The sequence below is a fragment of the Pseudomonas sp. LBUM1672 genome (assembly GCF_059695655.1).
On record NZ_CP166781.1, the window covers coordinates 2,849,551 to 2,871,689 of the forward strand.

Annotated in this window: 21 protein-coding genes; 11 read left to right on the forward strand and 10 right to left on the reverse strand. The window is 60.0% G+C overall.

All coding sequences use genetic code 11. From position 1 onward, the window contains the following. From ACA053_RS13095 to gloB, 6 genes are all read right to left on the reverse strand, one after another. Positions 1-1,020 carry an ABC transporter permease gene (locus tag ACA053_RS13095; RefSeq protein WP_109630526.1) on the reverse strand — a complete coding sequence of 340 codons (1,020 nt, stop codon included), beginning with the start codon at positions 1,018-1,020 and terminating at the stop codon, positions 1-3. Position 1,021: 1 nt separating this feature from the next. After that, positions 1,022-2,095, reverse strand: a complete 1,074-nt coding sequence (locus ACA053_RS13100) for a microcin C ABC transporter permease YejB (RefSeq protein ID WP_010459785.1) — start codon at positions 2,093-2,095, stop codon at positions 1,022-1,024. A gap of 4 nt (positions 2,096-2,099) precedes the next feature. After that, complete coding sequence (locus tag ACA053_RS13105; RefSeq protein ID WP_497317699.1) at positions 2,100-3,941, reverse strand: extracellular solute-binding protein; 1,842 nt, start codon at positions 3,939-3,941, stop codon at positions 2,100-2,102. Beyond that, the gene (locus tag ACA053_RS13110) at positions 3,938-5,770 is read right to left on the reverse strand and encodes an extracellular solute-binding protein (RefSeq protein WP_497395836.1); all 1,833 of its coding nucleotides are present in this window, start codon (positions 5,768-5,770) and stop codon (positions 3,938-3,940) included. The genes ACA053_RS13105 and ACA053_RS13110 overlap by 4 nt, the downstream gene beginning before the upstream one ends. 339 nt (positions 5,771-6,109) lie before the next feature. Next, positions 6,110-7,552: a transglycosylase SLT domain-containing protein gene (locus tag ACA053_RS13115; protein ID WP_497317703.1), complete on the reverse strand. Its 1,443-nt coding sequence runs from the start codon at positions 7,550-7,552 to the stop codon at positions 6,110-6,112. A gap of 99 nt (positions 7,553-7,651) precedes the next feature. Further along, positions 7,652-8,419 (reverse strand): hydroxyacylglutathione hydrolase, encoded by a 768-nt coding sequence (gloB, locus tag ACA053_RS13120; RefSeq protein ID WP_109630536.1) that lies wholly within the window; start codon positions 8,417-8,419, stop codon positions 7,652-7,654. A 65-nt stretch (positions 8,420-8,484) separates the two neighbouring features. Between gloB and ACA053_RS13125 the strand changes: the two genes are divergently transcribed. Both ACA053_RS13125 and rnhA read left to right on the forward strand, forming a co-directional pair. Beyond that, entirely contained in the window at positions 8,485-9,243 is a 759-nt protein-coding gene (locus ACA053_RS13125; RefSeq protein ID WP_010459795.1) for a class I SAM-dependent methyltransferase, read from the forward strand. Positions 9,244-9,334: 91 nt separating this feature from the next. Continuing rightward, complete coding sequence (rnhA, locus tag ACA053_RS13130; RefSeq protein ID WP_008028618.1) at positions 9,335-9,787, forward strand: ribonuclease HI; 453 nt, start codon at positions 9,335-9,337, stop codon at positions 9,785-9,787. Positions 9,788-9,898: 111 nt separating this feature from the next. On the opposite strand, the gene ACA053_RS13135 is transcribed toward rnhA, so the two are convergent. Then, positions 9,899-10,201: a DUF2388 domain-containing protein gene (locus ACA053_RS13135; protein WP_497395838.1), complete on the reverse strand. Its 303-nt coding sequence runs from the start codon at positions 10,199-10,201 to the stop codon at positions 9,899-9,901. Positions 10,202-10,389: 188 nt separating this feature from the next. Between ACA053_RS13135 and dnaQ the strand changes: the two genes are divergently transcribed. The 3 genes from dnaQ to ACA053_RS13150 all read left to right on the forward strand — a co-directional run bounded on the left by dnaQ (position 10,390) and on the right by ACA053_RS13150 (position 14,350). Then, positions 10,390-11,148 carry a DNA polymerase III subunit epsilon gene (gene dnaQ / locus ACA053_RS13140; RefSeq protein ID WP_109630542.1) on the forward strand — a complete coding sequence of 253 codons (759 nt, stop codon included), beginning with the start codon at positions 10,390-10,392 and terminating at the stop codon, positions 11,146-11,148. Between the two features lie 317 nt (positions 11,149-11,465). After that, positions 11,466-13,721 (forward strand): Orn/Lys/Arg family decarboxylase, encoded by a 2,256-nt coding sequence (locus ACA053_RS13145; RefSeq protein ID WP_497317709.1) that lies wholly within the window; start codon positions 11,466-11,468, stop codon positions 13,719-13,721. Positions 13,722-13,735: 14 nt separating this feature from the next. Next, positions 13,736-14,350, forward strand: coding sequence for a GNAT family N-acetyltransferase (locus ACA053_RS13150; protein ID WP_497317711.1), 615 nt, complete (start codon positions 13,736-13,738; stop codon positions 14,348-14,350). Here ACA053_RS13150 and ACA053_RS13155 read toward each other — a convergent pair. Beyond that, entirely contained in the window at positions 14,316-15,209 is an 894-nt protein-coding gene (locus tag ACA053_RS13155; protein ID WP_497317713.1) for a LysR substrate-binding domain-containing protein, read from the reverse strand. The two genes, ACA053_RS13150 and ACA053_RS13155, sit on opposite strands and share 35 nt — an antisense overlap. 88 nt (positions 15,210-15,297) lie before the next feature. Continuing rightward, a complete protein-coding gene (locus ACA053_RS13160; RefSeq protein WP_094467661.1) occupies positions 15,298-15,558 on the reverse strand; it encodes a hypothetical protein in 261 nt (86 codons plus the stop codon). Between the two features lie 174 nt (positions 15,559-15,732). Between ACA053_RS13160 and ACA053_RS13165 the strand changes: the two genes are divergently transcribed. From ACA053_RS13165 to ACA053_RS13175, 3 genes are all read left to right on the forward strand, one after another. Beyond that, a complete protein-coding gene (locus tag ACA053_RS13165) occupies positions 15,733-16,293 on the forward strand; it encodes an NADPH-dependent FMN reductase (RefSeq protein WP_497395840.1) in 561 nt (186 codons plus the stop codon). 264 nt (positions 16,294-16,557) lie between these two features. After that, complete coding sequence (locus ACA053_RS13170; protein ID WP_109630556.1) at positions 16,558-16,905, forward strand: metalloregulator ArsR/SmtB family transcription factor; 348 nt, start codon at positions 16,558-16,560, stop codon at positions 16,903-16,905. Between the two features lie 30 nt (positions 16,906-16,935). Beyond that, a complete protein-coding gene (locus ACA053_RS13175; protein ID WP_497395842.1) occupies positions 16,936-18,219 on the forward strand; it encodes an arsenic transporter in 1,284 nt (427 codons plus the stop codon). Between the two features lie 126 nt (positions 18,220-18,345). On the opposite strand, the gene ACA053_RS13180 is transcribed toward ACA053_RS13175, so the two are convergent. Further along, a complete protein-coding gene (locus tag ACA053_RS13180; protein WP_109630561.1) occupies positions 18,346-19,296 on the reverse strand; it encodes a DUF1853 family protein in 951 nt (316 codons plus the stop codon). Between the two features lie 107 nt (positions 19,297-19,403). Here ACA053_RS13180 and ACA053_RS13185 point away from each other — a divergent pair, with 107 nt between their 5' ends. From ACA053_RS13185 to ACA053_RS13195, 3 genes are read left to right on the forward strand one after another with little or no spacing between them, the layout of a single operon-like run. Further along, a complete protein-coding gene (locus tag ACA053_RS13185) occupies positions 19,404-20,294 on the forward strand; it encodes an NAD(+) kinase (RefSeq protein WP_010459816.1) in 891 nt (296 codons plus the stop codon). Beyond that, positions 20,291-21,265: a metallophosphoesterase gene (locus tag ACA053_RS13190; RefSeq protein WP_371922079.1), complete on the forward strand. Its 975-nt coding sequence runs from the start codon at positions 20,291-20,293 to the stop codon at positions 21,263-21,265. The genes ACA053_RS13185 and ACA053_RS13190 overlap by 4 nt, the downstream gene beginning before the upstream one ends. Next, entirely contained in the window at positions 21,262-22,131 is an 870-nt protein-coding gene (locus tag ACA053_RS13195; protein ID WP_109630566.1) for a rhomboid family intramembrane serine protease, read from the forward strand. Before ACA053_RS13190 ends, ACA053_RS13195 begins: the two co-directional genes overlap by 4 nt. Positions 22,132-22,139: the final 8 nt, after the last annotated feature.

Sequence of the window (22,139 nt, forward strand, 5' to 3'; positions counted from 1 at the left end):
TCACTTCCTCGGGTCGAAGGCATCGCGAGCGGACTCGCCGATGAACACCAGCAAACTCAACATCAATGCCAGCACCGCAAACGCGCTCATACCGAGCCACGGCGCTTGCAGGTTGGATTTGCCCTGGGCCACCAGTTCACCCAGGGACGGCGCGCCCGGCGGCAAACCGAAGCCCAGGAAATCGAGGGCGGTCAGGGTGCCGATGGCGCCGGTCAAAATGAACGGCATGAAGGTCATGGTCGAGACCATCGCGTTGGGCAGGATGTGGCGGAACATGATCGCGCCATTCTGCATCCCCAGCGCCCGGGCTGCGCGCACGTATTCCAGGTTTCGCCCGCGCAGGAACTCGGCGCGCACCACGTCCACCAGGCTCATCCACGAGAACAGCAGCATGATCCCCAGCAGCCACCAGAAGTTTGGCTGCACGAAACTGGCGAGGATGATCAGCAGATACAGCACCGGCAGCCCGGACCAGATCTCCAGGAAACGCTGCCCGGCCAGATCCACCCAGCCGCCATAGAACCCCTGCAAGGCCCCGGCGATTACGCCGATGATCGAGCTGATAATGGTCAGGGTCAGGGCAAACAGCACCGAAATCCGGAAGCCGTAAATCACCCGTGCCAACACATCGCGACCCTGATCGTCGGTGCCGAGCAGATTGTCGGCTGAAGGCGGCGCGGGCGCCGGGACTTTCAGGTCGTAGTTGATGCTCTGGTAGCTGTAGGGAATCGGCGCCCACAGCACCCAGGCGTCCTTGGCCTTGAGCAATTCGCGGATATACGGGCTCTTGTAGTTGGCTTCCAGCGGGAATTCGCCGCCGAACGCGGTTTCCGGGTAGCGCTTGAGTGCCGGGAAGTACCAGCCGTTGTCGTAATGCACCACCAGCGGTTTGTCATTGGCAATCAGCTCGGCGCCGAGGCTCAGGCCGAACAGCACCAGAAACAGCCACAGCGACCACCAGCCACGCTTGTTGGCCTTGAACAGTTCGAAACGTCGGCGATTGAGTGGGGACAGATTCATCTCAATGCTCCCGGCTTTCGAAGTCGATGCGCGGATCGACAAAGGTGTAGGTCAGGTCACCGATCAGTTTCACCACCAGACCGAGCAAGGTGAAGATAAACAGCGTGCCGAACACCACCGGGTAATCGCGGTTGATCGCCGCTTCGAAACTCATCAAGCCAAGACCGTCCAGGGAGAAAATCACTTCCACCAGCAACGAGCCGGTGAAGAAGATCCCGATAAACGCTGAAGGGAACCCCGCGATCACCAGCAGCATCGCATTGCGGAACACATGGCCGTAGAGCACACGGTGATTGGTCAGGCCTTTGGCCTTGGCGGTGACCACGTACTGCTTGTTGATTTCGTCGAGGAAGCTGTTTTTGGTCAGCAGGGTCATGGTCGCGAAGTTGCCGATCACCAGCGCAGTTACCGGCAATGCCAGGTGCCAGAAATAATCGAGGATCTTGCCGCCCGTGCTCAGTTCATCGAAGTTGTTCGAAGTCAGTCCCCTGAGCGGGAACCAGTCAAGGTAACTGCCGCCGGCAAACACCACGATCAGCAGGATGGCGAACAGGAACGCCGGGATCGCATAGCCGACGATGATCAGCGAACTGGTCCAGACGTCGAAGTGGCTGCCGTGTCGCGTCGCCTTGGCGATCCCCAGCGGGATCGACACCAGGTACATGATCAGCGTGCTCCACAGCCCGAGCGAGATCGACACTGGCATCTTTTCCTTGATCAGGTCGATGACCTTGGCATCGCGGAAGAAGCTGTCGCCGAAATCCAGGGTGGCGTAGTTCTTGATCATGATCCACAAGCGTTCCGGCGCCGATTTGTCGAAGCCGTACATGTGCTCGATCTCCTTGACCAGCATCGGGTCCAGGCCCTGCGCGCCGCGATAGGCCGAGCCGGCAACCGAGACTTCGGCACCGCCGCCGGCAATGCGGCTGGTGGCGCCTTCGAAGCCTTCAAGCTTGGCGATCATCTGCTCCACCGGCCCACCGGGGGCGGCCTGGATGATCACGAAGTTGATCAGCAAAATGCCGAGCAGGGTCGGGATGATCAGCAGCAGTCGCCGAAAAATATACGCCAGCATCTGATTACTCCGTGCCCGCAGGGTCGGCTTGCAGTTTGGTTTCGATTTCTACCGCAGGTTTCGCATCGGGCTTGACCCACCAGGTATTGGTGCCGATGTCGTACTTGGGAGAGACTTTCGGGTGGCCGATGTGGTTCCAGTACGCCACGCGCCAGGTCTTGATGTGCCAGTTGGGGATCACGTAATAGCCCCATTGCAGCACGCGGTCCAGTGCCCGGGCGTGGGCGACCAGGCTTTTGCGCGAATCGGCGTTGATCAGTTGCTCGACCAGTTGATCGACCACCGGATCCTTGAGGCCCATGGAATTGCGGCTGCCGGGTTTGTCGGCCGCAGCGGACATCCAGAACTCGCGCTGTTCATTGCCCGGCGAGTTGGACTGCGGGAAGCTGCCGACGATCATGTCGAAATCCCGTGAACGCACGCGGTTGATGTACTGGGAAACGTCGACCCGGCGGATCACCAGGTCAATGCCCAGGTCGCTGACGTTGCGCTTGAATGGCAGCAGCACCCGTTCGAATTCGGTCTGGGCCAGCAGGAACTCGATGGTCACCGGTTTGCCGTTGGCGTCGACCATCTTGTCGTCGACGATCCGCCAACCGGCTTCCTGCAACAGCTGATAAGCCTTGCGCTGTTGTGTGCGGATCATGCCGCTGCCGTCCGTCACCGGGTTCTGGAAGGCCTCGGTGAACACCTGTTCGGGAATCTTGCCGCGGAACGGACTCAAAATTTCAAGCTGATCGGCGTCGGGCAGGCCGGTCGCGGCCATTTCCGAGTTTTCGAAGAAACTGCGGGTACGCACATAGGCGCCGTTGAACAGTTGTTTGTTGGTCCATTCAAAGTCCATCAACAGCGTCAGCGCCTGACGCACGCGCACGTCCTGGAACACCGGACGGCGCAGGTTGAAGACAAAACCCTGCATACCCGTGGGATTGCCGTTGGGGATCTGTTCCTTGTTCAATAGGCCTTCGGTGACCGCCGGGATGTTGTAGGCGCTGGCCCAGTTCTTCGCGCTCATCTCCAGCCAGTAATCGAACTGACCGGCCTTGAGGGCTTCCAGCGCCACCGTGTTGTCGCGGTAGTAATCGGTGGTCATCACGTCGAAGTTGTAGAAGCCACGGTTGGCCGGCAGGTCCTTGCCCCAGTAATCCTTGACCCGCTCATAGCGTATCGAGCGCCCGGCCTTCACTTCGGTGACCTTGTAGGGGCCACTGCCCAACGGGATTTCAAGGTTGCCCTTGTTGAAATCGCGGTTCGCCCACCAGTGTTTCGGCAACACCGGTAACTGGCCGAGTATCAGCGGGAGTTCGCGGTTGTTGCTGTGCTTGAACTTGAACAGCACGGTGAGCGGGTCTTCGGCGACCGCTTCCGCGACATCACTGTAGTAGCCGCGAAAGAGCGGAGCGCCGTCCTTGATCAGCATCTCGAAGCTGAACACCACGTCTTCGGCGCGGACCGGATGACCGTCATGGAAGCGCGCTTCAGGACGCAGGTAGAAACGCACCCAGCTGTTATCCGGGGCTTTCTCGATCTTGCCGGCGATCAGTCCGTATTCGGTAAATGGTTCGTCCAGACCCTGTTTGGCCAAGGTGTCGTAGATCATGCCGATGTCGTCGGCCGGCACGCCTTTGCTGATGAACGGGTTGAGGCTGTCGAAGCCGCCGAACCCGGCCTGGCGAAAGATCCCGCCCTTGGGCGCGTCGGGGTTCACGTAATCGAAATGCTTGAAGTCGGCCGGGTATTTCGGCGGCTCGTTGTAGAGGGTCACGGCATGTTGCGGGGCGGCGCAGGCCAACCCGGCGAACAGCAGGCCGCTGGCCTGCAAGAGCAGGGCGCGTAAGGGTTTCATCGATCTTTCTCCGAAGATTTCAGCCACCACGCGGAGAGGCCCAGGGTGTAGGGCGGCGTGGTGACAAAGGCGAACCGGTTGCGGTAGGCCAGGCGGTGATAATTGAGGTACCAGTTGGGAATGATGTAGTGCTGCCACAGCAAAACCCGATCCAGGGCTTTGCCGGCGGCCACTTGTTCGTCGCGGGTCTGCGCGGCGAGCAATTGTTCAAGCAGGTGATCGACCACCGGGTTGGCGATACCGGCGTAGTTTTTACTGCCCTTGACCCCGACCTGGCTGGAATGGAAATACTGCCATTGCTCCAGGCCCGGGCTGAGGGTCTGGCTGAGCGTCATCAGGATCATGTCGAAATCGAACTGATCCAGGCGTTGTTTGTACTGGGCGCGATCGACCGTGCGTAGCCGCGCGTCGATGCCAATGCTGGCGAGGTTCTCGACGTAAGGCTGAAGGATGCGTTCCAGGTTCGGGTTGACCAGCAGAACCTCCAGCTTCAGTGGCTGGCCCTTGGCGTTCTCGATCCGTTGCCCGTTGAGCTTCCAGCCGGCCTCGGCGAGCAGTGCCAGGGCTTTTCGCATGGTTTCCCGGGGGATGCCGCGGCCTTCAGTCTTCGGCAGGCTGAACGTCTCGGTGAGGAGCTTGGCGGGTAACTGCTCGCGATACGGCTTGAGCATCAGCCATTCGTGACCGACCGGCAGGCCTGTCGCGGAGAACTCGCTGTTGGGGTAGTAACTCATGGCGCGTTTGTAAGCGCCGCTGAACAGCGTGCGGTTGGTCCACTCGAAGTCGAACATCAGCCCCATGGCTTCACGGACTTTGGTCTCGGAGAAGATCGGTCGCCGGCTGTTCATGAACAGGCCTTGGGTCTGGGTCGGGATCTGGTGCGGGATCTGCGCCTTGATCACGTCGCCGCGGCGCACGGCCGGGAAGTTGTAACCGCTGTCCCAGTTCTTCGCCTGGTGCTCGATGTAGATGTCGAATTCGCCGGCCTTGAAGGCCTCGAAGGCCACATCGCTGTCGCGGTAGAACTCCACTTCCATGCGATCGACGTTGTATTTGCCGCGATTCACCGGCAGGTCCTTGCCCCAGTAATCCTTGACCCGTTCGAAAATGAGCTGGCGCCCGGGGGTTACCGACGTGATGCGATACGGTCCGCTGCCCAGGGGCGTTTCGAAGGTGGTGGCCTTGAAATCGCGACCTTTCCAGTAATGCTGCGGCAGTACCGGCAATTCGCCGAGGCGCAGGATCTGCAACGGATTGCCGGCGCGCTTGAAGACGAATCGAATGCGCTGCGGGTTGAGGATGTCGACCCGCAACACTTCCTGGAGGCTGGTGCGGTACTGCGGATGACCTTCCTTGAGCAGCAAACGGTAGGAAAACGCCACGTCGTAGGCGGTAATCGGCGTGCCGTCGTGAAACCGCGCCTCCGGACGCAGGTTGAACACCACCCAGCTGCGATCTTCGCTGTATTCCACCGATTGGGCGATCAGGCCGTAACTGGAGGTTGGCTCATCGCCGGACGGCGCGTACTGGCCGGTGCCGACCATCAACGGTTCGTTGAGCTCGTTGATGCCGTATTGCAGGAAATTAGGGGTGGAAACCGGGCTGGAGCCCTTGAACGTGTAGGGATTGAGCGTATCGAAGGTGCCAAACGCCATCACCCGCAAGGTACCGCCCTTGGGCGCTTGCGGGTTGACCCAGTCGAAGTGGGTAAATCTGGCCGGGTACTTGAGCGTGCCGAACTGCGCATAACCATGGCTTTCGCTGATCGTCGCGCTTGCGGGGGAGCTCAAGGCCAGGCTGATCAGGAAGAGGAGGAGGGGACGCTTCAAGTCAGAGATCCGATCCAGGCGGCTTGGGCTTTGTGGACCGTACAGTAACAGCTTGTATCGACAGGAAAAAGACAGGTGGTTAATGCGTGGTTAATTGCAGACGCGGTAGCTCGGCCAGCCGCAGAACCTGTGGCGAGGGAGCTTGCTCCCGCTGGGCTGCGAAGCGGCCCCAAAACCTGAAATCTTTAAAATTTCTGACGCACCGCATGTTCAGGGTTAACGACTGCTTCGCAGCCGAGCGGGAGCAAGCTCCCTCGCCACAGGGAGCCATGCAGCCACACGATTTCAGCAGACCTCAAATCACAGGCAAAAAAAGCCCCTGGATTCAGGGGCTCGTTTTTAGCGCGGCGAAGACACCGTCAACATCTGCCCAGGCTTCAACGCCTGACCGACACGCGGGTTCCAGCGTTTGAGGTGCTGCATTTCAACGTTGAAACGCTTGGCGACCATATACAACGAGTCACCTTGCTTGACCTTGTATTGGGTCTGCGTTTTTTTCTTGGACGCCTTGCTGTTCGCCGCCACGACGGTGTTGACGCGACCGCCGCTACGTTTGGTGGTGTCTTGCATCACCAGGGTCTGGCCGACCTTGAGGTTCTTGCCGGTCATCTTGTTCCAGCGCTGCAGGTCCTTGACGTCGACCTTGTTCGCCTTGGCGATGGCGGCCAGGTTGTCGCCGCGTTTAACACGGTAGGCACGTTTGAGGCTGGCGATTTCCGATTCATCAGCACCTTCGAAGACCGGCTTGAGCGACTTCTTGCTGATCAGTTCCTCAGGACGCATGGTCGAGAGGCTGGCGGTCAGCAACTGTGCCTTGGACGTTGGCACCAGCAAATGCTGGGGACCGTCGATGGTGGTGCGCTGCTTGAAGGCCGGGTTGAGCTGGAACAGTTCGTCTTCGTCGATGTTGGCCACTGCGGCAACCTTGGACAGGTCCATGCGCTGGTTGATTTCGACGACCTGGAAGTACGGTTCGTTGGCGATCGGGTTGAGGTTCACGCCGTAGGCTTCGGGGGCCAGTACAACCTGGGACAAGGCCAGTAGCTTCGGCACATAAGCCTGGGTTTCCGCTGGCAGCGGCAGGTTCCAGTAATCGGTCGGCAGGCCAAGTTTCTCGTTGCGCTCGATGGCGCGACTGACCGTGCCTTCACCCGCGTTGTAGGCCGCCAGGGCCAGCAACCAGTCGCCGTTGAACATGTCGTGCAAGCGGGTCAGGTAATCCATGGCCGCAGTGGTCGAGGCGGTGATGTCGCGACGGCCATCATAGAAACGGGTCTGGCGCAGGTTGAAATAGCGGCCGGTGGAAGGAATGAATTGCCAAAGGCCCACCGCATTGGCCCGGGAATAGGCCATCGGGTTGTAGGCGCTTTCAATCACTGGCAGCAGCGCCAGCTCCAGCGGCATGTTGCGTTCTTCAAGGCGTTCGACGATGTAGTGAATGTAGAGGCTGCCGCGTTCGCCGGCGTTTTCAAGGAAGGACGGGTTGCTGGCGAACCACAGGCGCTGTTGCTCGATGCGCGGGTTGACGCCCAGGTTGTCCTGCAACTGGAAGCCTTGGCGCATGCGTTCCCAGACGTCTTGCGGTATTTGCGGTGTTGGTTTCTCGCTGAGCCAGATGGGTTTCTGCTTGGCTCGCGCGGCAATATTCGGAACGTGTGTCGCTTCGGTCTGCGGCACATGGCTGGAACAGCCCGCCAGAGTGGCGGACACAGCCACCGCTATGGCTTGAGCCAAGCGGGTCAATGCGTCTGAATTGATGGCTTTACGAATAGGTGACGACATTGGCTGGAAGTAAGTTCCGGGCAAAAATGTCGGGCGATTCTAGAAAGCGCACCCCTTGCGGTCAACCATTCAGAATTTTTGTACCAATGGCGAGCCAGGTTAGAACTTATCTTTCCAAGCCCGAAGAGCAGCAAAGACCGCACTCGGAGCCCGGTTTTGGGTTCCATTCCGTTCGTCCACTTTTTCTTTAACGGATGTTTCGTCGACACGCAAAAAGGGGTTGGTCTGCTTTTCAAGCGCCAGAGTAGAGGGCAGCGTCATGATTCCGGCTGCACGTTGCTCGGTAACTTTTTCCAGACGTGCGGCGGTGTCCGGATTGCCCGGTTCGACCGCTGCGGCAAACTTCAGGTTGCTCAGGGTGTATTCGTGGGTGCAGTAGACCAAGGTGTCTTCGGGAAGCGCGGCAAGGCGGCTCAGCGAGGCGTGCATCTGTTCCGGCGTGCCTTCGAACAGGCGCCCGCAACCGGCGGCAAAGAGGGTGTCGCCGCAGAACAGCAGGCCGTGATGGTAATAGGCGATATGTCCCAGGGTGTGTCCGGGCACGGTGAAGACGTCGAAGTCCCACCCCAGCACGCTGACGCGGTCGTTGTCCTTGAGCGCCACGTCCCGGGCCGGGATGGTTTCGCTGGCCGGGCCGTAGACTGTTGCGTCTGTCGCTTTTTTCAGCTGCTCGACGCCGCCGACATGATCATGATGGTGATGAGTGACCAGAATATCGCTCAATACCCAACCCGGATGCACCGCCAGCCAGGCTTGCACGGGCGCGGCATCACCCGGATCGACCACGGCGCAGCGCTGGGTGCTGTGGTCTTGTAACAACCAGATGTAGTTGTCGGTGAAGGCGGGCAGGGCACTGATCTGTATCATCGTCGGATTCGCCAAGCGGAAAACAATGGCGCATCTTAGAACTTCCTGGCGCGTTGGAGAATGCAATGACCGATAAAGCGTTCGCTCAGGCCGATCCTGAGTGGCTGAATTTGATCAGCGCGGCCCGTGAATGGCTGTCCGGGCCCATCGGGCAATTTTTGCTGGACGAAGAACGACGCATGCTCGAAGACGAGCTGGGGCGCTTCTTCGGTGGCTACCTGGTGCATTACGGTCCGTCAGCCCAGACGCCACCGTCTGCACCGCAAGTGCAGCGCAATGTGCGGCTCGGTGCACCGTTGCCGGGTGTCGAGATTGTCTGCGAAGAGCAGGCCTGGCCGTTGAGCGAGCATGCCGCCGATGTGGTGGTGATGCAGCACGGGCTGGATTTCTGCCTGTCGCCCCACGGTTTGCTGCGTGAAGCCGCGAGCAGCGTACGGCCCGGCGGGCATTTGCTGATCATCGGCATCAATCCCTGGAGCAGTTGGGGCTTGCGCCATGTGTTTGCCCACGACGGGTTGCGCAAGGCGCGCTGCATCTCGCCGTCGCGGGTCGGCGACTGGCTGAATCTACTGGGCTTCGCGCTGGAGAAACGCCGCTTCGGGTGCTATCGTCCGCCGCTGGCTTCACCCGCCTGGCAGGCTCGTCTCGCCGGTTGGGAGCGCAAGGCCGGTGACTGGCAACTATCAGGTGGCGGCTTCTATTTATTAGTGGCGCGCAAGATCGTTGTTGGCTTGCGGCCGGTTCGTCAGGAACGTCGCGAACCGATGGGCAAGCTGATTCCACTGCCGATGGCCAAAGTCAACCGTCGCAACATCGAGCCGTAACACATTCTTTATTTCCCGGCCGGGTTCGCCCCGGCCTCGGGCATCGTCGATCACTGATCGGCGAGCCACCGCATTTTCTGGATAGATTGGCATGAGCGATAGCGTAGAACTCTTCACCGACGGCGCCTGCAAAGGCAACCCTGGCCCTGGCGGCTGGGGCGCATTGCTGGTGTGCAAAGGCGTTGAAAAGGAACTGTGGGGCGGCGAAGCCAATACCACCAACAATCGCATGGAGCTGATGGGCGCGATCCGCGGCCTGGAAGAGCTCAAGCGTTCCTGCGACGTGTTGCTGGTGACCGACTCCCAATACGTGATGAAAGGCATCAATGAGTGGATGGACAACTGGAAGAAGCGTGGCTGGAAAACGGCGGCGAAGGAACCGGTGAAAAACGCTGATTTGTGGAAACTGCTGGATGAGCAGGTCAACCGTCACAACGTCACCTGGAAGTGGGTGCGCGGACACATCGGCCACCACGGCAACGAACGGGCCGACCAGTTGGCCAACCGTGGCGTGGATGAAGTGCGCGGGTACAAGCAGGCTTGATGATTCCACTCTGTCCTGTGGGAGCTGGGCTTGCCCGCGATGAACGATGACGCGGTTTTACTGAAAGACCGCGGTGCCCGCATCGCGGGTAAGCCCGGCTCCCACAGGAAATCACAGCATCAGGATCGCGCTCGCCAGTTGCTGGTCGGAATACTGATCGCTGACCTTTCCGCGTATCCGCAAAAAAGCCGCCTCGATCCGCGCCCCGCGAATCGTCCCCTCGCTCGCCACAAACGCCGCCGCATCATCCTTCGCCGCCAGCACAATCTTGTCGTCGCTGAACGACCCGCTAGTGCCTTTGCTCGAGCTCAACGTCAAACTCACCGTCACATCCGTGCTGATCACGAAACTGGTGGCCTGGGCGCCTGTACCCAACAGGCAAGTGCTCAATAATAGAAACCGTGCGGTCTTCATGACGAAATCAAACCCATGGGAAACAAGCCCCGCACGCTAACAAGCCGTACCTCTCCAGACTTTATGAACATTGCTAATGATTGTTAAAAACTGCATGAGCGTCGGTCACTTGGCTGCGCGCGCCGGATCCCGTCAGCGTGTTAACATCGCCGCTTTTGCACGATTGACCCGTTGAGAGCTGAGCACTGATGGCCACCAGATCCGTTGTACTCGATACCGAAACCACCGGCATGCCGGTGACCGACGGCCACCGGATTATCGAAATCGGTTGTGTCGAGTTGATCGGTCGGCGCCTGACCGGCCGGCATTTTCACGTCTACCTGCAACCGGATCGCGAGAGTGACGAAGGCGCTATCGGCGTCCACGGCATCACCAACGAATTCCTGGTGGGCAAACCGCGTTTCACTGAAGTGGCTGATGAGTTCTTCGAATTCATCAAGGGCGCGCAGCTGATCATCCATAACGCGGCGTTCGACGTTGGCTTCATCAACAACGAATTCGCCCTGATGGGCCAGCACGATCGTGCGGACATCACGCAACACTGCTCGATCCTCGACACCCTGATGATGGCCCGGGAACGTCACCCGGGGCAGCGCAACAGCCTCGACGCCTTGTGCAAACGTTATGGCGTCGACAACTCCGGCCGTGAACTCCACGGCGCCTTGCTCGACTCCGAGATCCTCGCCGACGTTTACCTGACCATGACCGGCGGACAGACCAGCCTGTCGCTGGCCGGTAATGCGTCCGACGGCAACGGCTCCGGCGAAGGCGCGGACAACTCCGCCACCGAAATCCGCCGCTTGCCGGCCGATCGCAAGCCGACCCGGATCATCCCTGCCAGCGAAGATGACCTGGCCCGGCACGTGGCACGCCTGGAAGCCATCGCCAAGTCCGCCGGCGCCCCGTCGCTGTGGCAGCAACTGGTTGAGGCCAAGGCGCAGGCGTGAATCAGGGCTGATGTGACACGGTTTGTGTGGCGAGGGGGCTTGCCTGTGGCGAGGGAGCTTGCTCCCGTTCGGCTGCGAAGCAGTCGTCAATCCTGCGAACTCTGTGCTTCTGAAGGAATGCAGGGGGCCGCTTCGCAGCCCAACGGGAGCAAGCTCCCTCGCCACAACTAGTCCTGCTGAATGTTCGAGATTGATGGCCACATGATGGTGCATTCATTGACCCGCTTCGGGGCATCGACGCTCGCCACATCCGCTTCAACCCTCTATCCTGAGCATATTGGCAGGCCATGGTCTGCAGCCTCAGGACACTGAGCCTCATGTATAAAGATTTGAAATTCCCGGTATTGATCGTCCACCGCGACATCAAGGCCGACACCGTCGCCGGTGACCGCGTGCGGGGCATCGCCCGGGAGCTGGAACAGGAAGGCTTCAGCATTGTGTCGGCGGTGGATTACACCGAAGGGCGGCTGGTCGCTTCGACCCATCACGGCCTCTCCTGCATGTTGATTGCCGCTGAGGACGCCAGCGCCCATTCGCATTTGTTACACAATATGGCTGAGCTGATCGGCTTGGCGCGGGTTCGCGCGCCGGACTTGCCGATCTTCGCGCTGGGGGAGCAGGTGACGCTGGAAAATGCTCCGGCCGATGCCATGGCCGAGCTTAATCAACTGCGCGGCATTCTCTATCTGTTCGAAGACACCGTGCCCTTCCTGGCCCGGCAAGTGGCCCGGGCGGCGCGCAAATACCTTGATGGTCTGCTCCCGCCCTTTTTCAAGGCGCTGGTGCAACACACCGCCGATTCCAATTATTCCTGGCACACCCCCGGTCATGGCGGCGGCGTGGCGTACCACAAGAGTCCGGTTGGCCAGGCGTTCCACCAGTTTTTTGGGGAAAACACCCTGCGTTCGGACTTGTCAGTCTCGGTGCCGGAACTGGGCTCCTTGCTCGATCACACAGGTCCGTTAGCCGAGGCGGAAGCCAGGGCCGCGCGCAATTTCGGTGCTGATCACACCTTCTTCGTCATCAACGGCACCTCGACCGCCAACAAAATCGTCTGGCATTCGATGGTCGCTCGCGATGACCTGGTGCTGGTGGACCGTAACTGCCACAAGTCGGTGCTGCACTCGATCATCATGACCGGCGCGATTCCGTTGTACCTGTGCCCGGAGCGCAATGAACTGGGGATCATCGGCCCGATTCCACTGAGCGAATTCAGCCGCGAATCGATTCAGGCCAAGATCGACGCCAGCCCGCTGACCCAAGGCCGTGAGCCCAAGGTAAAATTGGCGGTGGTGACCAATTCCACCTACGACGGCCTCTGCTACAACGCCGAGTTGATCAAGCAGCAACTGGGCAACACCGTCGAGGTCCTGCATTTCGACGAGGCCTGGTATGCCTACGCGGCGTTCCACGATTTTTTCGCCGGGCGATACGGCATGGGCACCTCCCGTGGCGAAGACAGCCCGCTGGTGTTCACCACGCATTCCACGCACAAATTGCTGGCCGCGTTCAGCCAGGCCTCTATGATTCATGTCCAGGACGGCGGCGCGCGGCAACTGGACCGCGACCGCTTCAACGAAGCGTTCATGATGCATATCTCCACGTCGCCGCAATACAGCATCATCGCCTCGCTGGACGTCGCATCGGCGATGATGGAAGGCCCGGCCGGGCGTTCGCTGTTGCAGGAAATGTTCGACGAGGCCCTGAGTTTTCGCCGGGCCCTGGCCAATCTGCGCCAGCACATTGCCGCGGATGACTGGTGGTTTTCCATCTGGCAGCCGCCTTCGGTGGAAGGCATCGAGCGTGTGGTTACCGAAGACTGGCTGCTGCAACCCGACGCCGACTGGCACGGCTTCGGTGGCGTGACCGACGACTACGTGTTGCTCGATCCGATCAAGGTCACCCTGGTCATGCCTGGCCTGACTGCGGGCGGGGCACTGAGCGATTGCGGGATTCCGGCGGCGGTGGTTAGCAAGTTCCTGTGGGAGCGTGGACTGGTGGTCGAGAAGACCGGGCTGTATTCATTCCTGGTGCTGTTCTCGATGGGCATCACCAAGGGTAAATGGAGCACGCTGCTGACCGAGTTGCTGGAGTTCAAGCGCAGTTACGACGCCAACGTCAGTCTGGCTACCTGCCTGCCGTGCGTGGCGAAACAGAACGTCGCACGTTATCAGGGCATGGGGTTGCGGGATTTGTGCGATCAGTTGCACGCCTGTTATCGCAGCAATGCCACGGCCAAACACCTCAAACGCATGTACACCGTGCTGCCGGAAATCGCCATGAAGCCGGCTGACGCCTATGATCATTTGGTGCGAGGTGAAGTGGAAGCGGTGTCGATCGATGCCCTCGAGGGGCGAATTGCCGCGGTGATGCTGGTTCCGTATCCGCCCGGCATCCCGCTGATCATGCCGGGCGAGCGGTTTACCGAGTCGACCCGCTCGATCATCGATTACCTGTCGTTTGCTCGCACGTTCGACAGTAGCTTCCCCGGTTTTGTCGTTGATGTGCACGGACTGCAACACGAAGATGAGGGCAATGGACGGCATTACACCGTTGATTGCATCAAGGAATGAGGACCTTTCCGAGTATGCAACCGATCATGAATCCCAAATACCCAGGCCTCTCGGTGCGTGTCGCCGACGAGGGTTTCGCGCCCTATATCTGGGGCAGCGACTTCAGTTTTGAAGTCGCGGCCTATGGCGCAGCCGAAATCGGCAAGCCGGTGGAGCAGTGGCGGGTAACGCCGATCACTCCTTATCGAAAGTGCTACGGCATTGATCCCGAGGAATTCAGCAGCTTCCGCGATGCCGGCGACAGTGCGGTGTTCATGGCCTATCTCGACGACGAGCCCGTCGGCCATCTGGTGGTCAGCACCAACTGGAACGGCTTTGCCCATATCGACGAGTTGGCGGTACATGCGCCGGCGCGCCGTCACGGTGTGGCCAAGGCGTTGCTGGACGTGGCGCAGTTCTGGAGTCGCAAGAAGAAATTGCCGGGGATCATGCTCGAGACTCAGAACAACAATCTGGGAGCCTGCCGACTGTATGAACGCTGTGGTTACGTGGTGGGCGGGATCGATCACCTGCGTTATCGCGGCATCGACCCGAACACCGCCGAGGTGGCGCTGTTCTGGTATCGCCTGTTTGATAATCCGCTGGAAAACCCGCTCAGCTCGACAACATCGCCACGGCTTGTTCCGTGATGATCTCCAGCAACACCTGAACGGCCGGCATGGGCTCGCCGTTCTTCAGGGTCAGGGCATAGAGGTTGATCGGTACCGCAGGCGCCAACGGGCAGGCATCCAGGCCGCTCGATTTGGCCCCGAGAGCGGTGAACGGGTCGACGATTGCCAGGCCTTCGCCGGCCTCGACCATGCTGCGCATCATCTGATGAGTCTGCACCCGCGTCTGGATGACCGGGGCAGGGCGCAAGGCATGCAGTTTGTTGTCGAGCGCCGGGCTCAGCGGATCATGACCTTCCAGGCCAACCATCGACTGGCCGGCCAGATCCTGCAACGAAATGTACTTTTGCTTGGGTTGCAGCCAGCCATGGGGCGCCAACAGCTGGAGTTTGCCTTGGGCAATCACCTGGCAACGAACGTCGGCGTGGTCAGGATCATGCAGGCTCAGCCCCAGATCGCTTTCACGCAGCAGCAGGCTTCTGACGATCTCGCGGGTGGGTTGGCTAAGCAGGGTGCAAGGCGCATCGGGAAGGCGTCGGCGTAGGGCCGCGATGCTGTGGGGTAATAACTGTTGGGCCAGTGGCGGGGTGCAGATGACGCGCAGCGGGTGCGCCTGATATTGCTTGAGGCTGCTGGCCAGACGCTGGACCGGTTCAAGCGCGTCATAGACGCGGGCGATTTCAACCTGTAGCTCCCGCGCTTCGCGCGTCGCCTGCAAACGTCCACGCACGCTGGAAAACAGCATGAATCCCAACTGATCCTCGGCGTCGCGCAAAAGGCCTTCGACCTCGGCCACCGGCAACTGCAGCCATTCGGCGGCGGTGCCCAGGTGACCGGTCTGCAAGAGCGCGTGGATCACTTCGATATGACGTAAACGCATGCGTGAAGTCCATGTTCAGCAGGTGAGGGAGTCAGTAACTGAATCCTAACTCAAGTGCGCGCATATGACTTCTGCTCATAACGCGGGGTTATGAGGCGGTGGTGATTTCCGGCCGGCTGCCGACATAGGTGTCGGGTTCGCGCACGATGGTGATGTTCGATTGCACCAGCAGAAACTGGTTGTCGTCGAGCTTGTTGACGCGATCGCCAATGGCCAGTTTGTAGGTGGTCACAGGCGCCGAGCCAGTGAGGCCGTCATGCGAGGGGGTGGATTCCTGGAACTCATGCACGGAATAAACGCGGCCTTCCGCGTCTCTTGCATGGAACTGACCGACGAGTACTGCTGCCATCTGCTTAGAACCTCTGGAGATAAATCACTCAATTTGCGGTTCTGTAGACCGTGGTTAAGCGAAGTAAGTTTTCCTACAGGAAAAAAATAGTCAGGGGCGGTAAATTCAACAGCCCACTGGGTGAATCGTCATCTATAACTACAAGTCTTTCCATCGAACAGTCGAGAGTCTTCCATGAGCAACGTCTATACGATCGCCGTACTGGTCGGCAGCTTGAGAAAGGAATCGATCAACCGCAAGGTTGCGCTGGCCCTGGCCGACCTGGCGCCTGCCAATCTCAAGCTCACCATCGTCGAAATCGGCGACCTGGCGCTCTACAACGAAGACATTGATGGCGCTTCACCGCCGGCAGCCTACAGCACTTTCCGACAACAAGTGAGTTCATCCGACGCAGTGCTGTTCGTCACCCCCGAATACAACCGCTCGGTGCCGGCACCGCTGAAGAATGCGATCGACGTGGGTTCGCGTCCGTATGGCAAGAGCGCCTGGAGTGGCAAACCGGGGGCGGTGATCAGTGTTTCGCCAGGCGCTGTCGGCGGGTTTGGCGCCAACCATCACTTGCGCCAATCCATGGTGTTTCTGGATGTGCCGTGCATGCAGCAGCCGGAAGCCTACCTGAGCGGTGCTGGATCGGCGTTTGATGAGGCGGGCAATTTGTCCGAGTCGGTAAAGCCGTTCTTGCAGAAGTTCATCGATGCATATGGCAAGTGGGTCGAGCAACACAAGAAAGAGTGACCCAAACGCAGGATATCCCTTGTAACAGGTGCCTTGTGGCGAGGGGATTTATCCCCGTTCGGCTGCGAAGCAGTCGCTAAATCAAGCAACGCGGTGCATCAGATAGACCGTGCGTTCAGGTTTTACGACTGCTTCGCAGCCGAGCGGGGATAAATCCCCTCGCCACAGGGCGCTACTACAGAGTTCGGTTATTCAGTCTTTGCTTTACTGCATATTCGAAATTCCATATATTCACGCCTCGTTTGTCCAGAGGCGTGTCTCCTCATGTCCAGCTCCCATAGTCCCGTCGATATTTTCAAGGCCCTGGCCGATGACACCCGCAGTCGCATCGCACTGTTGATCGCCCGCGAAGGCGAGTTGTGCGTGTGTGAATTGACGGCGGGGCTGGACCTCAGTCAGCCAAAAATCTCCCGTCATCTGGCGCAGTTGCGCAGCCATGGCCTGCTCGCAGACCGCCGTCAGGGGCAATGGGTTTTTTATCGCCTGCACCCTCAATTGTCGCCTTGGGTAATCACGCTGTTACAGGGCGCACTGGCCGATCACGCTGACTGGCTGGCCGCTGATGTTGACCGATTGCAGGCAATGGCTGATCGCCCCGTTCGCTGCTGCTAACTCCGATTTTTTCTTTGAAGGCTGCTCCGCATGCTCATAGCGTCGCTGATTTTTCTGCTGACCATCACCTTGGTGATCTGGCAACCCAAAGGCCTGGGTGTTGGCTGGAGTGCGACATTCGGCGCCGTGCTGGCGCTGATTTTCGGGGTGGTGCACCTGGGTGACATTCCAATCGTGTGGCAGATCATCTGGAACGCCACCGGCACTTTCGTGGCGCTGATCATCATCAGTCTGCTGTTGGATGAGGCAGGCTTCTTTGCCTGGGCAGCCTTGCATGTGGCCCGTTGGGGGCGAGGCAGCGGACGCAAGCTCTTTGCTTATATGGTGTTGCTCGGGGCACTGGTGTCCGCGTTGTTCGCCAATGACGGCGCCGCACTGATTCTGACGCCCATCGTGATTTCCATGCTGCTGGCGTTGCGCTTTTCCCCGGCGGCGACCCTGGCATTCGTGATGGGTGCCGGGTTCATTGCCGACACCGCGAGCCTGCCGCTGGTGGTGTCGAACCTGGTGAACATCGTTTCGGCGGACTTCTTCAATATCACCTTCAACCGTTACGCGGCGGTCATGATTCCGGTCAACTTCGTCAGTGTTGCCGCCACGCTGGCGATGCTGATGTGGTTTTTCCGTCGCGACATTCCCAAGGCTTACGACCCCGAACAACTTGAGCATCCGTCGACCGCAATCCACGACAAGGCGACGTTTTATGCCGGTTGGGCGGTGCTGGTGATTCTTCTGCTCGGCTGCTTTGCCCTTGAGCCATTGGGCATTCCGATCAGCGCCATTTCCGCCGTGTGTGCCGCATTGCTGCTGGCCATCGCCGCCCGTGGCCACAAGATCTCCACGCGCAAGGTGATGAAAGAAGCACCGTGGCAGATCGTGATTTTCTCGCTGGGCATGTACCTGGTGGTATATGGCCTTCGCAATGCCGGGCTCACCGGGTATCTGGCCGGGTGGCTGGACGGGTTCGCCCATTACGGCATTTGGGGCGCGGCCATGGGCACGGGCGTGCTGACGGCGCTGTTGTCGTCGATGATGAACAACCTGCCGACGGTGTTGATTGGCTTGCTGTCAATCGATGCGAGCCAGGCCACCGGGGTGGTGAAGGAAGCGATGATTTATGCCAACGTCATTGGCAGCGACCTGGGGCCGAAAATCACGCCGATCGGCAGCCTGGCGACGTTGTTGTGGTTGCACGTGCTGCAACGCAAGAATATTCAGATTGGCTGGGGGTATTACTTCAAGGTCGGGATTGTGTTGACGGTGCCGGTATTGTTGGTGACGTTGGCGGCTTTGGCGTTGCGGTTATCCATTTAGATCGAGGTGGCCTCATCGCGAGCAAGCTCGCTCCCACAGGATTTGTCGAATGCAAACTCGGCGAACGACACAAGACCTGTGGGAGCGGGCTTGCCCGCGATGAGGCCAGTCCAGACACCACAAATATCACCCACTACCCGGCACATTCGGCCAAAGATCCGCCACCAGAAACAAGCGCTCCGCTTCCTCCCAATCTCCGTCCGCGTTCTCGATCAGCCGCACCATCAGTTGCGCCGGGGCCAAAGGCTCCAGATCACTGAGCCACGCTTTCAGCTGCGCCGTGTTCCAGGTCTGATCCACCGGATAATGCGCCGGCGCCAGCCAGGCATGGCGGGGCAGGGGTTGCCAACGGCCGAACGGGCGTTGCACGACAAAATCGGCCCAATCCTTCTGATGCAACCAGCTGCCGCGCAAATGCTGCGGATGCGCGCCGTTGGGTGGTTCGGCTTGTCCTGGCCACGGATACAACAGATAGCCGCCCAGCCACAGATGCGCGCTGAACTGCTGAATATCCAGCGCCGCCAGCACCTCGCGACTCTCGGGGCGAGCGGAAATCGGCAATTGATGCTGGGTCAAATGCGCCAGTTTACGATCCAACCGGTCATGGCAACCCGGCCCCAGCCACTGCGCCGTGTCGCGTCCGTCACCGTTCTGCGGCCCCAGATAAAGTTTGATCGCCAGTTCCAGGTGATGCACACCGTCGCGATCGCGCAGCAGCATATCCAGCTCGCCCAGCGTATGGCCTTCGCGGCGGATCGGCATGTTGGCGGCAATCAAATCGATCCCCGGCGCATGGCGCACGGCGTATTGCCACAGCCGTTCGTAATACAAGCCCAGTCGCCGCGTCCTGGCCTGCGCCAGCCAGTGCAGCAAGTCATAACTGTCCCGGTCCAGTTGCCGAAGCCAAAGCTCCAGCCGTTCCGGTGCCTGCACCCAGTCACTGCCGGCCAGCGGGTGACGCTGCGGCCACGGCGTCTCGTCGAGCATCGGCGGCGCGAGGATGACCCAGGCCAGGTCGCGCACTTCGGGGTGGCGCAACTGGTGGGGTAACTGGAGCAAATCGGGAAATAGGATCATCTTGCGAGCATAGCCCTAAACATGAGTACACCCTTGTGGCTGAAAGGATTTTGTCTATCCCGCGCTTTCGCCCATAATCGTGTTTTTCACCGTCGCGCAGGAACCTCATGGAGCAATTTCGTAATATCGGCATCATCGGTCGCCTGGGCAGTTCGCAGGTGCTGGATACCGTCCGCCGACTGAAACGGTTTCTGCTCGATCGTCACCTGCACGTGATCCTCGAAGACACCATCGCCGAAGTCCTGCCCGGTCATGGCCTGCAAACCTCGTCACGCAAGATGCTCGGTGAAGTGTGTGACATGGTGATTGTGGTAGGCGGTGACGGCAGCCTGCTGGGCGCCGCGCGTGCCTTGGCCCGACACAATATCCCCGTACTCGGCATCAACCGCGGCAGCCTCGGTTTCCTGACCGATATTCGCCCGGATGAGCTGGAAGTCAAAGTCGCCGAAGTGCTCGACGGCCACTACCTGGTGGAAAACCGCTTCCTGCTGCAAGCCGAAGTTCGCCGCCACGCCGAGGCCATTGGCCAGGGCGACGCGCTGAACGACGTGGTGCTGCACCCCGGCAAATCCACGCGGATGATCGAATTCGAGCTGTACATCGACGGCCAGTTCGTCTGCAGCCAGAAGGCCGACGGCCTGATCGTCGCCACGCCCACTGGTTCGACCGCTTACGCGCTGTCGGCGGGCGGGCCGATCATGCATCCCAAGCTCGACGCTATTGTGATTGTGCCGATGTACCCCCATACCTTGTCGGGTAGACCGATTGTGGTCGATGGCAACAGTGAGCTGAAAATCGTCGTGTCCAAAGATATGCAGATTTACCCGCAAGTCTCCTGTGACGGGCAGAACCATTTCACCTGCGCCCCAGGCGACACCATCACCATCAGCAAAAAAGCCCAGAAACTGCGGCTGATTCACCCGCTCGACCACAACTACTATGAGGTCTGCCGGACCAAGCTTGGCTGGGGCAGCCGGTTGGGTGGTGGAGGCGACTGATGCTCGATCCCGCGCGTAGCTACGACCTGATCGGTGACGTGCACGGTTGCGCTCTGACCCTTGAGCACTTGCTCGACCGGCTCGGTTATCACAAACAAGGTGGCGTCTGGCGGCATCCATCGCGCATGGCGGTGTTTGTCGGTGACATCATCGACCGCGGCCCGCGGATTCGCGAGGCGCTGCACATCGTTCACGACATGGTCGAGGCCGGTCAGGCGCTGTGCATCATGGGCAACCATGAATTCAACGCCCTCGGCTGGGCCACGCCGGCGCCGCCGGGTAGCGGCAAGCAGTTCGTGCGCGAACACACGCCACGCCACGCACGCCTGCTCGGTGAAACCCTGACCCAGTTTGAAGATCACCCGGGTGACTGGCATGACTTCCAGCAATGGTTCTACGAATTGCCATTGTTCGTCGATGCCGGACGATTCCGCGTGGTGCACGCCTGCTGGGATTCCGGCCTGATCGAACCGCTGCGCGCGCTGTTCCCCGACGGTTGCGTCGATGAGCATTTCCTCCAGGCCTCGGCCGTGCCGGGCAGTTTCGCCTGCACGGTATTCGATCGCTTGCTGCGCGGCACCGACATGCGTCTGCCCCACGGGTTGACCATGACCAGCGGCGATGGCCTGACGCGTTCGTTCTTCCGCACCAAATTCTGGGAAGACGACCCGCAAACCTACGGAGACATCGTGTTCCAGCCTGACGCCTTGCCCGAACCCGTGGCCCAGACGCCCCTGTCGTCCACCGAAAAAAATACCTTGCTGCGCTATGGCGTCGATGAGCCGTTGTTGTTCGTCGGCCACTACTGGCGCAGCGGAAAACCGGCACCAATCCGTCCGAACCTGGCCTGCCTGGATTACAGCGCGGTGCTCTACGGCAAACTGGTCGCCTATCGCCTGGATCAGGAAACCCGTCTCGATCCGCACAAATTTGTCTGGGTCGATGTCGAGCGGCCGGAGGTGTTGCGATGAGTACCGTTGCTGTTCTACGCCTGCCGCTGGCAGTGGATTTGAGCGGGTTCGTCAAACTGCTGCAACGCATGCAGGTGCCGCATCGGGTCAGCGAAGAGTCCGGCGAGCAGGTGCTGTGGGTGCCGGCCAATATCAGCGAAGACGTGCGTTCCTTATATGAACGTTTCCCGGCGGGCGACCCTGATCAGCAGCTGGATATTCCCGTCGCACAAACCACCAGGCGACCCGGTTTCGTCGAGCAACTGCGCCACGCCAAGGCGACTGCGCTGGTGTTGCTGCTGAGTCTGATCGTTGGTGCGGTGACGCTGCTGGGTGAAAACCTCGACACGCTGCGCTGGCTGACCTTTCTCGATTTTCGCATCGTCGGCGAGTACATCCATTTTGTTCCCCTGGCTGACAGCCTGGCGGCGGGGCAGTGGTGGCGTCTGGTGACGCCGATGCTGATCCATTTCGGCATCCTGCACCTGGCCATGAACGGCATGTGGTACTGGGAGCTGGGCCGGCGCATTGAGTCGCGCCAGGGCAGCATCAACCTGATCGGCCTGACCTTGCTCTTCAGCCTGGTGTCCAACTACACCCAGTTCGTTTTCAGCGGCCCGACCCTGTTCGGCGGGTTGTCCGGGGTGCTTTACGGCCTGCTCGGGCATTGCTGGATTTTCCAGTTGTTGTCGCCGAACCCGGCTTATCGCCTGCCGCGTGGCGTGCTGGTGATGATGCTGGTGTGGCTAGTGGTGTGCCTGTCGGGGCTGGTCTCGATGATCGGTTTCGGTGAAATCGCCAACGCGGCCCATGTCAGCGGGTTGCTCGTCGGATGCTTGACCGGTTTGTTGGGTGGTTTGTACAACCGCCGTAAACTGGCCGTCTAATCAGTTAT

Bases quoted from the DNA above. Each gene is read 5' to 3' on its own strand.
- ACA053_RS13100 (WP_010459785.1), bottom strand. From the start codon at position 2,095: ATGCTGGCGTATATTTTTCGGCGACTGCTGCTGATCATCCCGACCCTG.
- ACA053_RS13105 (WP_497317699.1), bottom strand. From the start codon at position 3,941: ATGAAACCCTTACGCGCCCTGCTCTTGCAGGCCAGCGGCCTGCTGTTC.
- ACA053_RS13145 (WP_497317709.1), top strand. From the start codon at position 11,466: ATGTATAAAGATTTGAAATTCCCGGTATTGATCGTCCACCGCGACATC.
- ACA053_RS13185 (WP_010459816.1), top strand. From the start codon at position 19,404: ATGGAGCAATTTCGTAATATCGGCATCATCGGTCGCCTGGGCAGTTCG.
- ACA053_RS13095 (WP_109630526.1), bottom strand. From the start codon at position 1,020: ATGAATCTGTCCCCACTCAATCGCCGACGTTTCGAACTGTTCAAGGCC.
- ACA053_RS13160 (WP_094467661.1), bottom strand. From the start codon at position 15,558: ATGGCAGCAGTACTCGTCGGTCAGTTCCATGCAAGAGACGCGGAAGGC.
- ACA053_RS13165 (WP_497395840.1), top strand. From the start codon at position 15,733: ATGAGCAACGTCTATACGATCGCCGTACTGGTCGGCAGCTTGAGAAAG.
- ACA053_RS13150 (WP_497317711.1), top strand. From the start codon at position 13,736: ATGCAACCGATCATGAATCCCAAATACCCAGGCCTCTCGGTGCGTGTC.
- gloB (WP_109630536.1), bottom strand. From the start codon at position 8,419: ATGATACAGATCAGTGCCCTGCCCGCCTTCACCGACAACTACATCTGG.
- ACA053_RS13115 (WP_497317703.1), bottom strand. From the start codon at position 7,552: ATGTCGTCACCTATTCGTAAAGCCATCAATTCAGACGCATTGACCCGC.
- ACA053_RS13180 (WP_109630561.1), bottom strand. From the start codon at position 19,296: ATGATCCTATTTCCCGATTTGCTCCAGTTACCCCACCAGTTGCGCCAC.
- ACA053_RS13155 (WP_497317713.1), bottom strand. From the start codon at position 15,209: ATGCGTTTACGTCATATCGAAGTGATCCACGCGCTCTTGCAGACCGGT.
- ACA053_RS13170 (WP_109630556.1), top strand. From the start codon at position 16,558: ATGTCCAGCTCCCATAGTCCCGTCGATATTTTCAAGGCCCTGGCCGAT.
- dnaQ (WP_109630542.1), top strand. From the start codon at position 10,390: ATGGCCACCAGATCCGTTGTACTCGATACCGAAACCACCGGCATGCCG.
- ACA053_RS13175 (WP_497395842.1), top strand. From the start codon at position 16,936: ATGCTCATAGCGTCGCTGATTTTTCTGCTGACCATCACCTTGGTGATC.
- ACA053_RS13125 (WP_010459795.1), top strand. From the start codon at position 8,485: ATGACCGATAAAGCGTTCGCTCAGGCCGATCCTGAGTGGCTGAATTTG.
- ACA053_RS13135 (WP_497395838.1), bottom strand. From the start codon at position 10,201: ATGAAGACCGCACGGTTTCTATTATTGAGCACTTGCCTGTTGGGTACA.
- ACA053_RS13195 (WP_109630566.1), top strand. From the start codon at position 21,262: ATGAGTACCGTTGCTGTTCTACGCCTGCCGCTGGCAGTGGATTTGAGC.
- rnhA (WP_008028618.1), top strand. From the start codon at position 9,335: ATGAGCGATAGCGTAGAACTCTTCACCGACGGCGCCTGCAAAGGCAAC.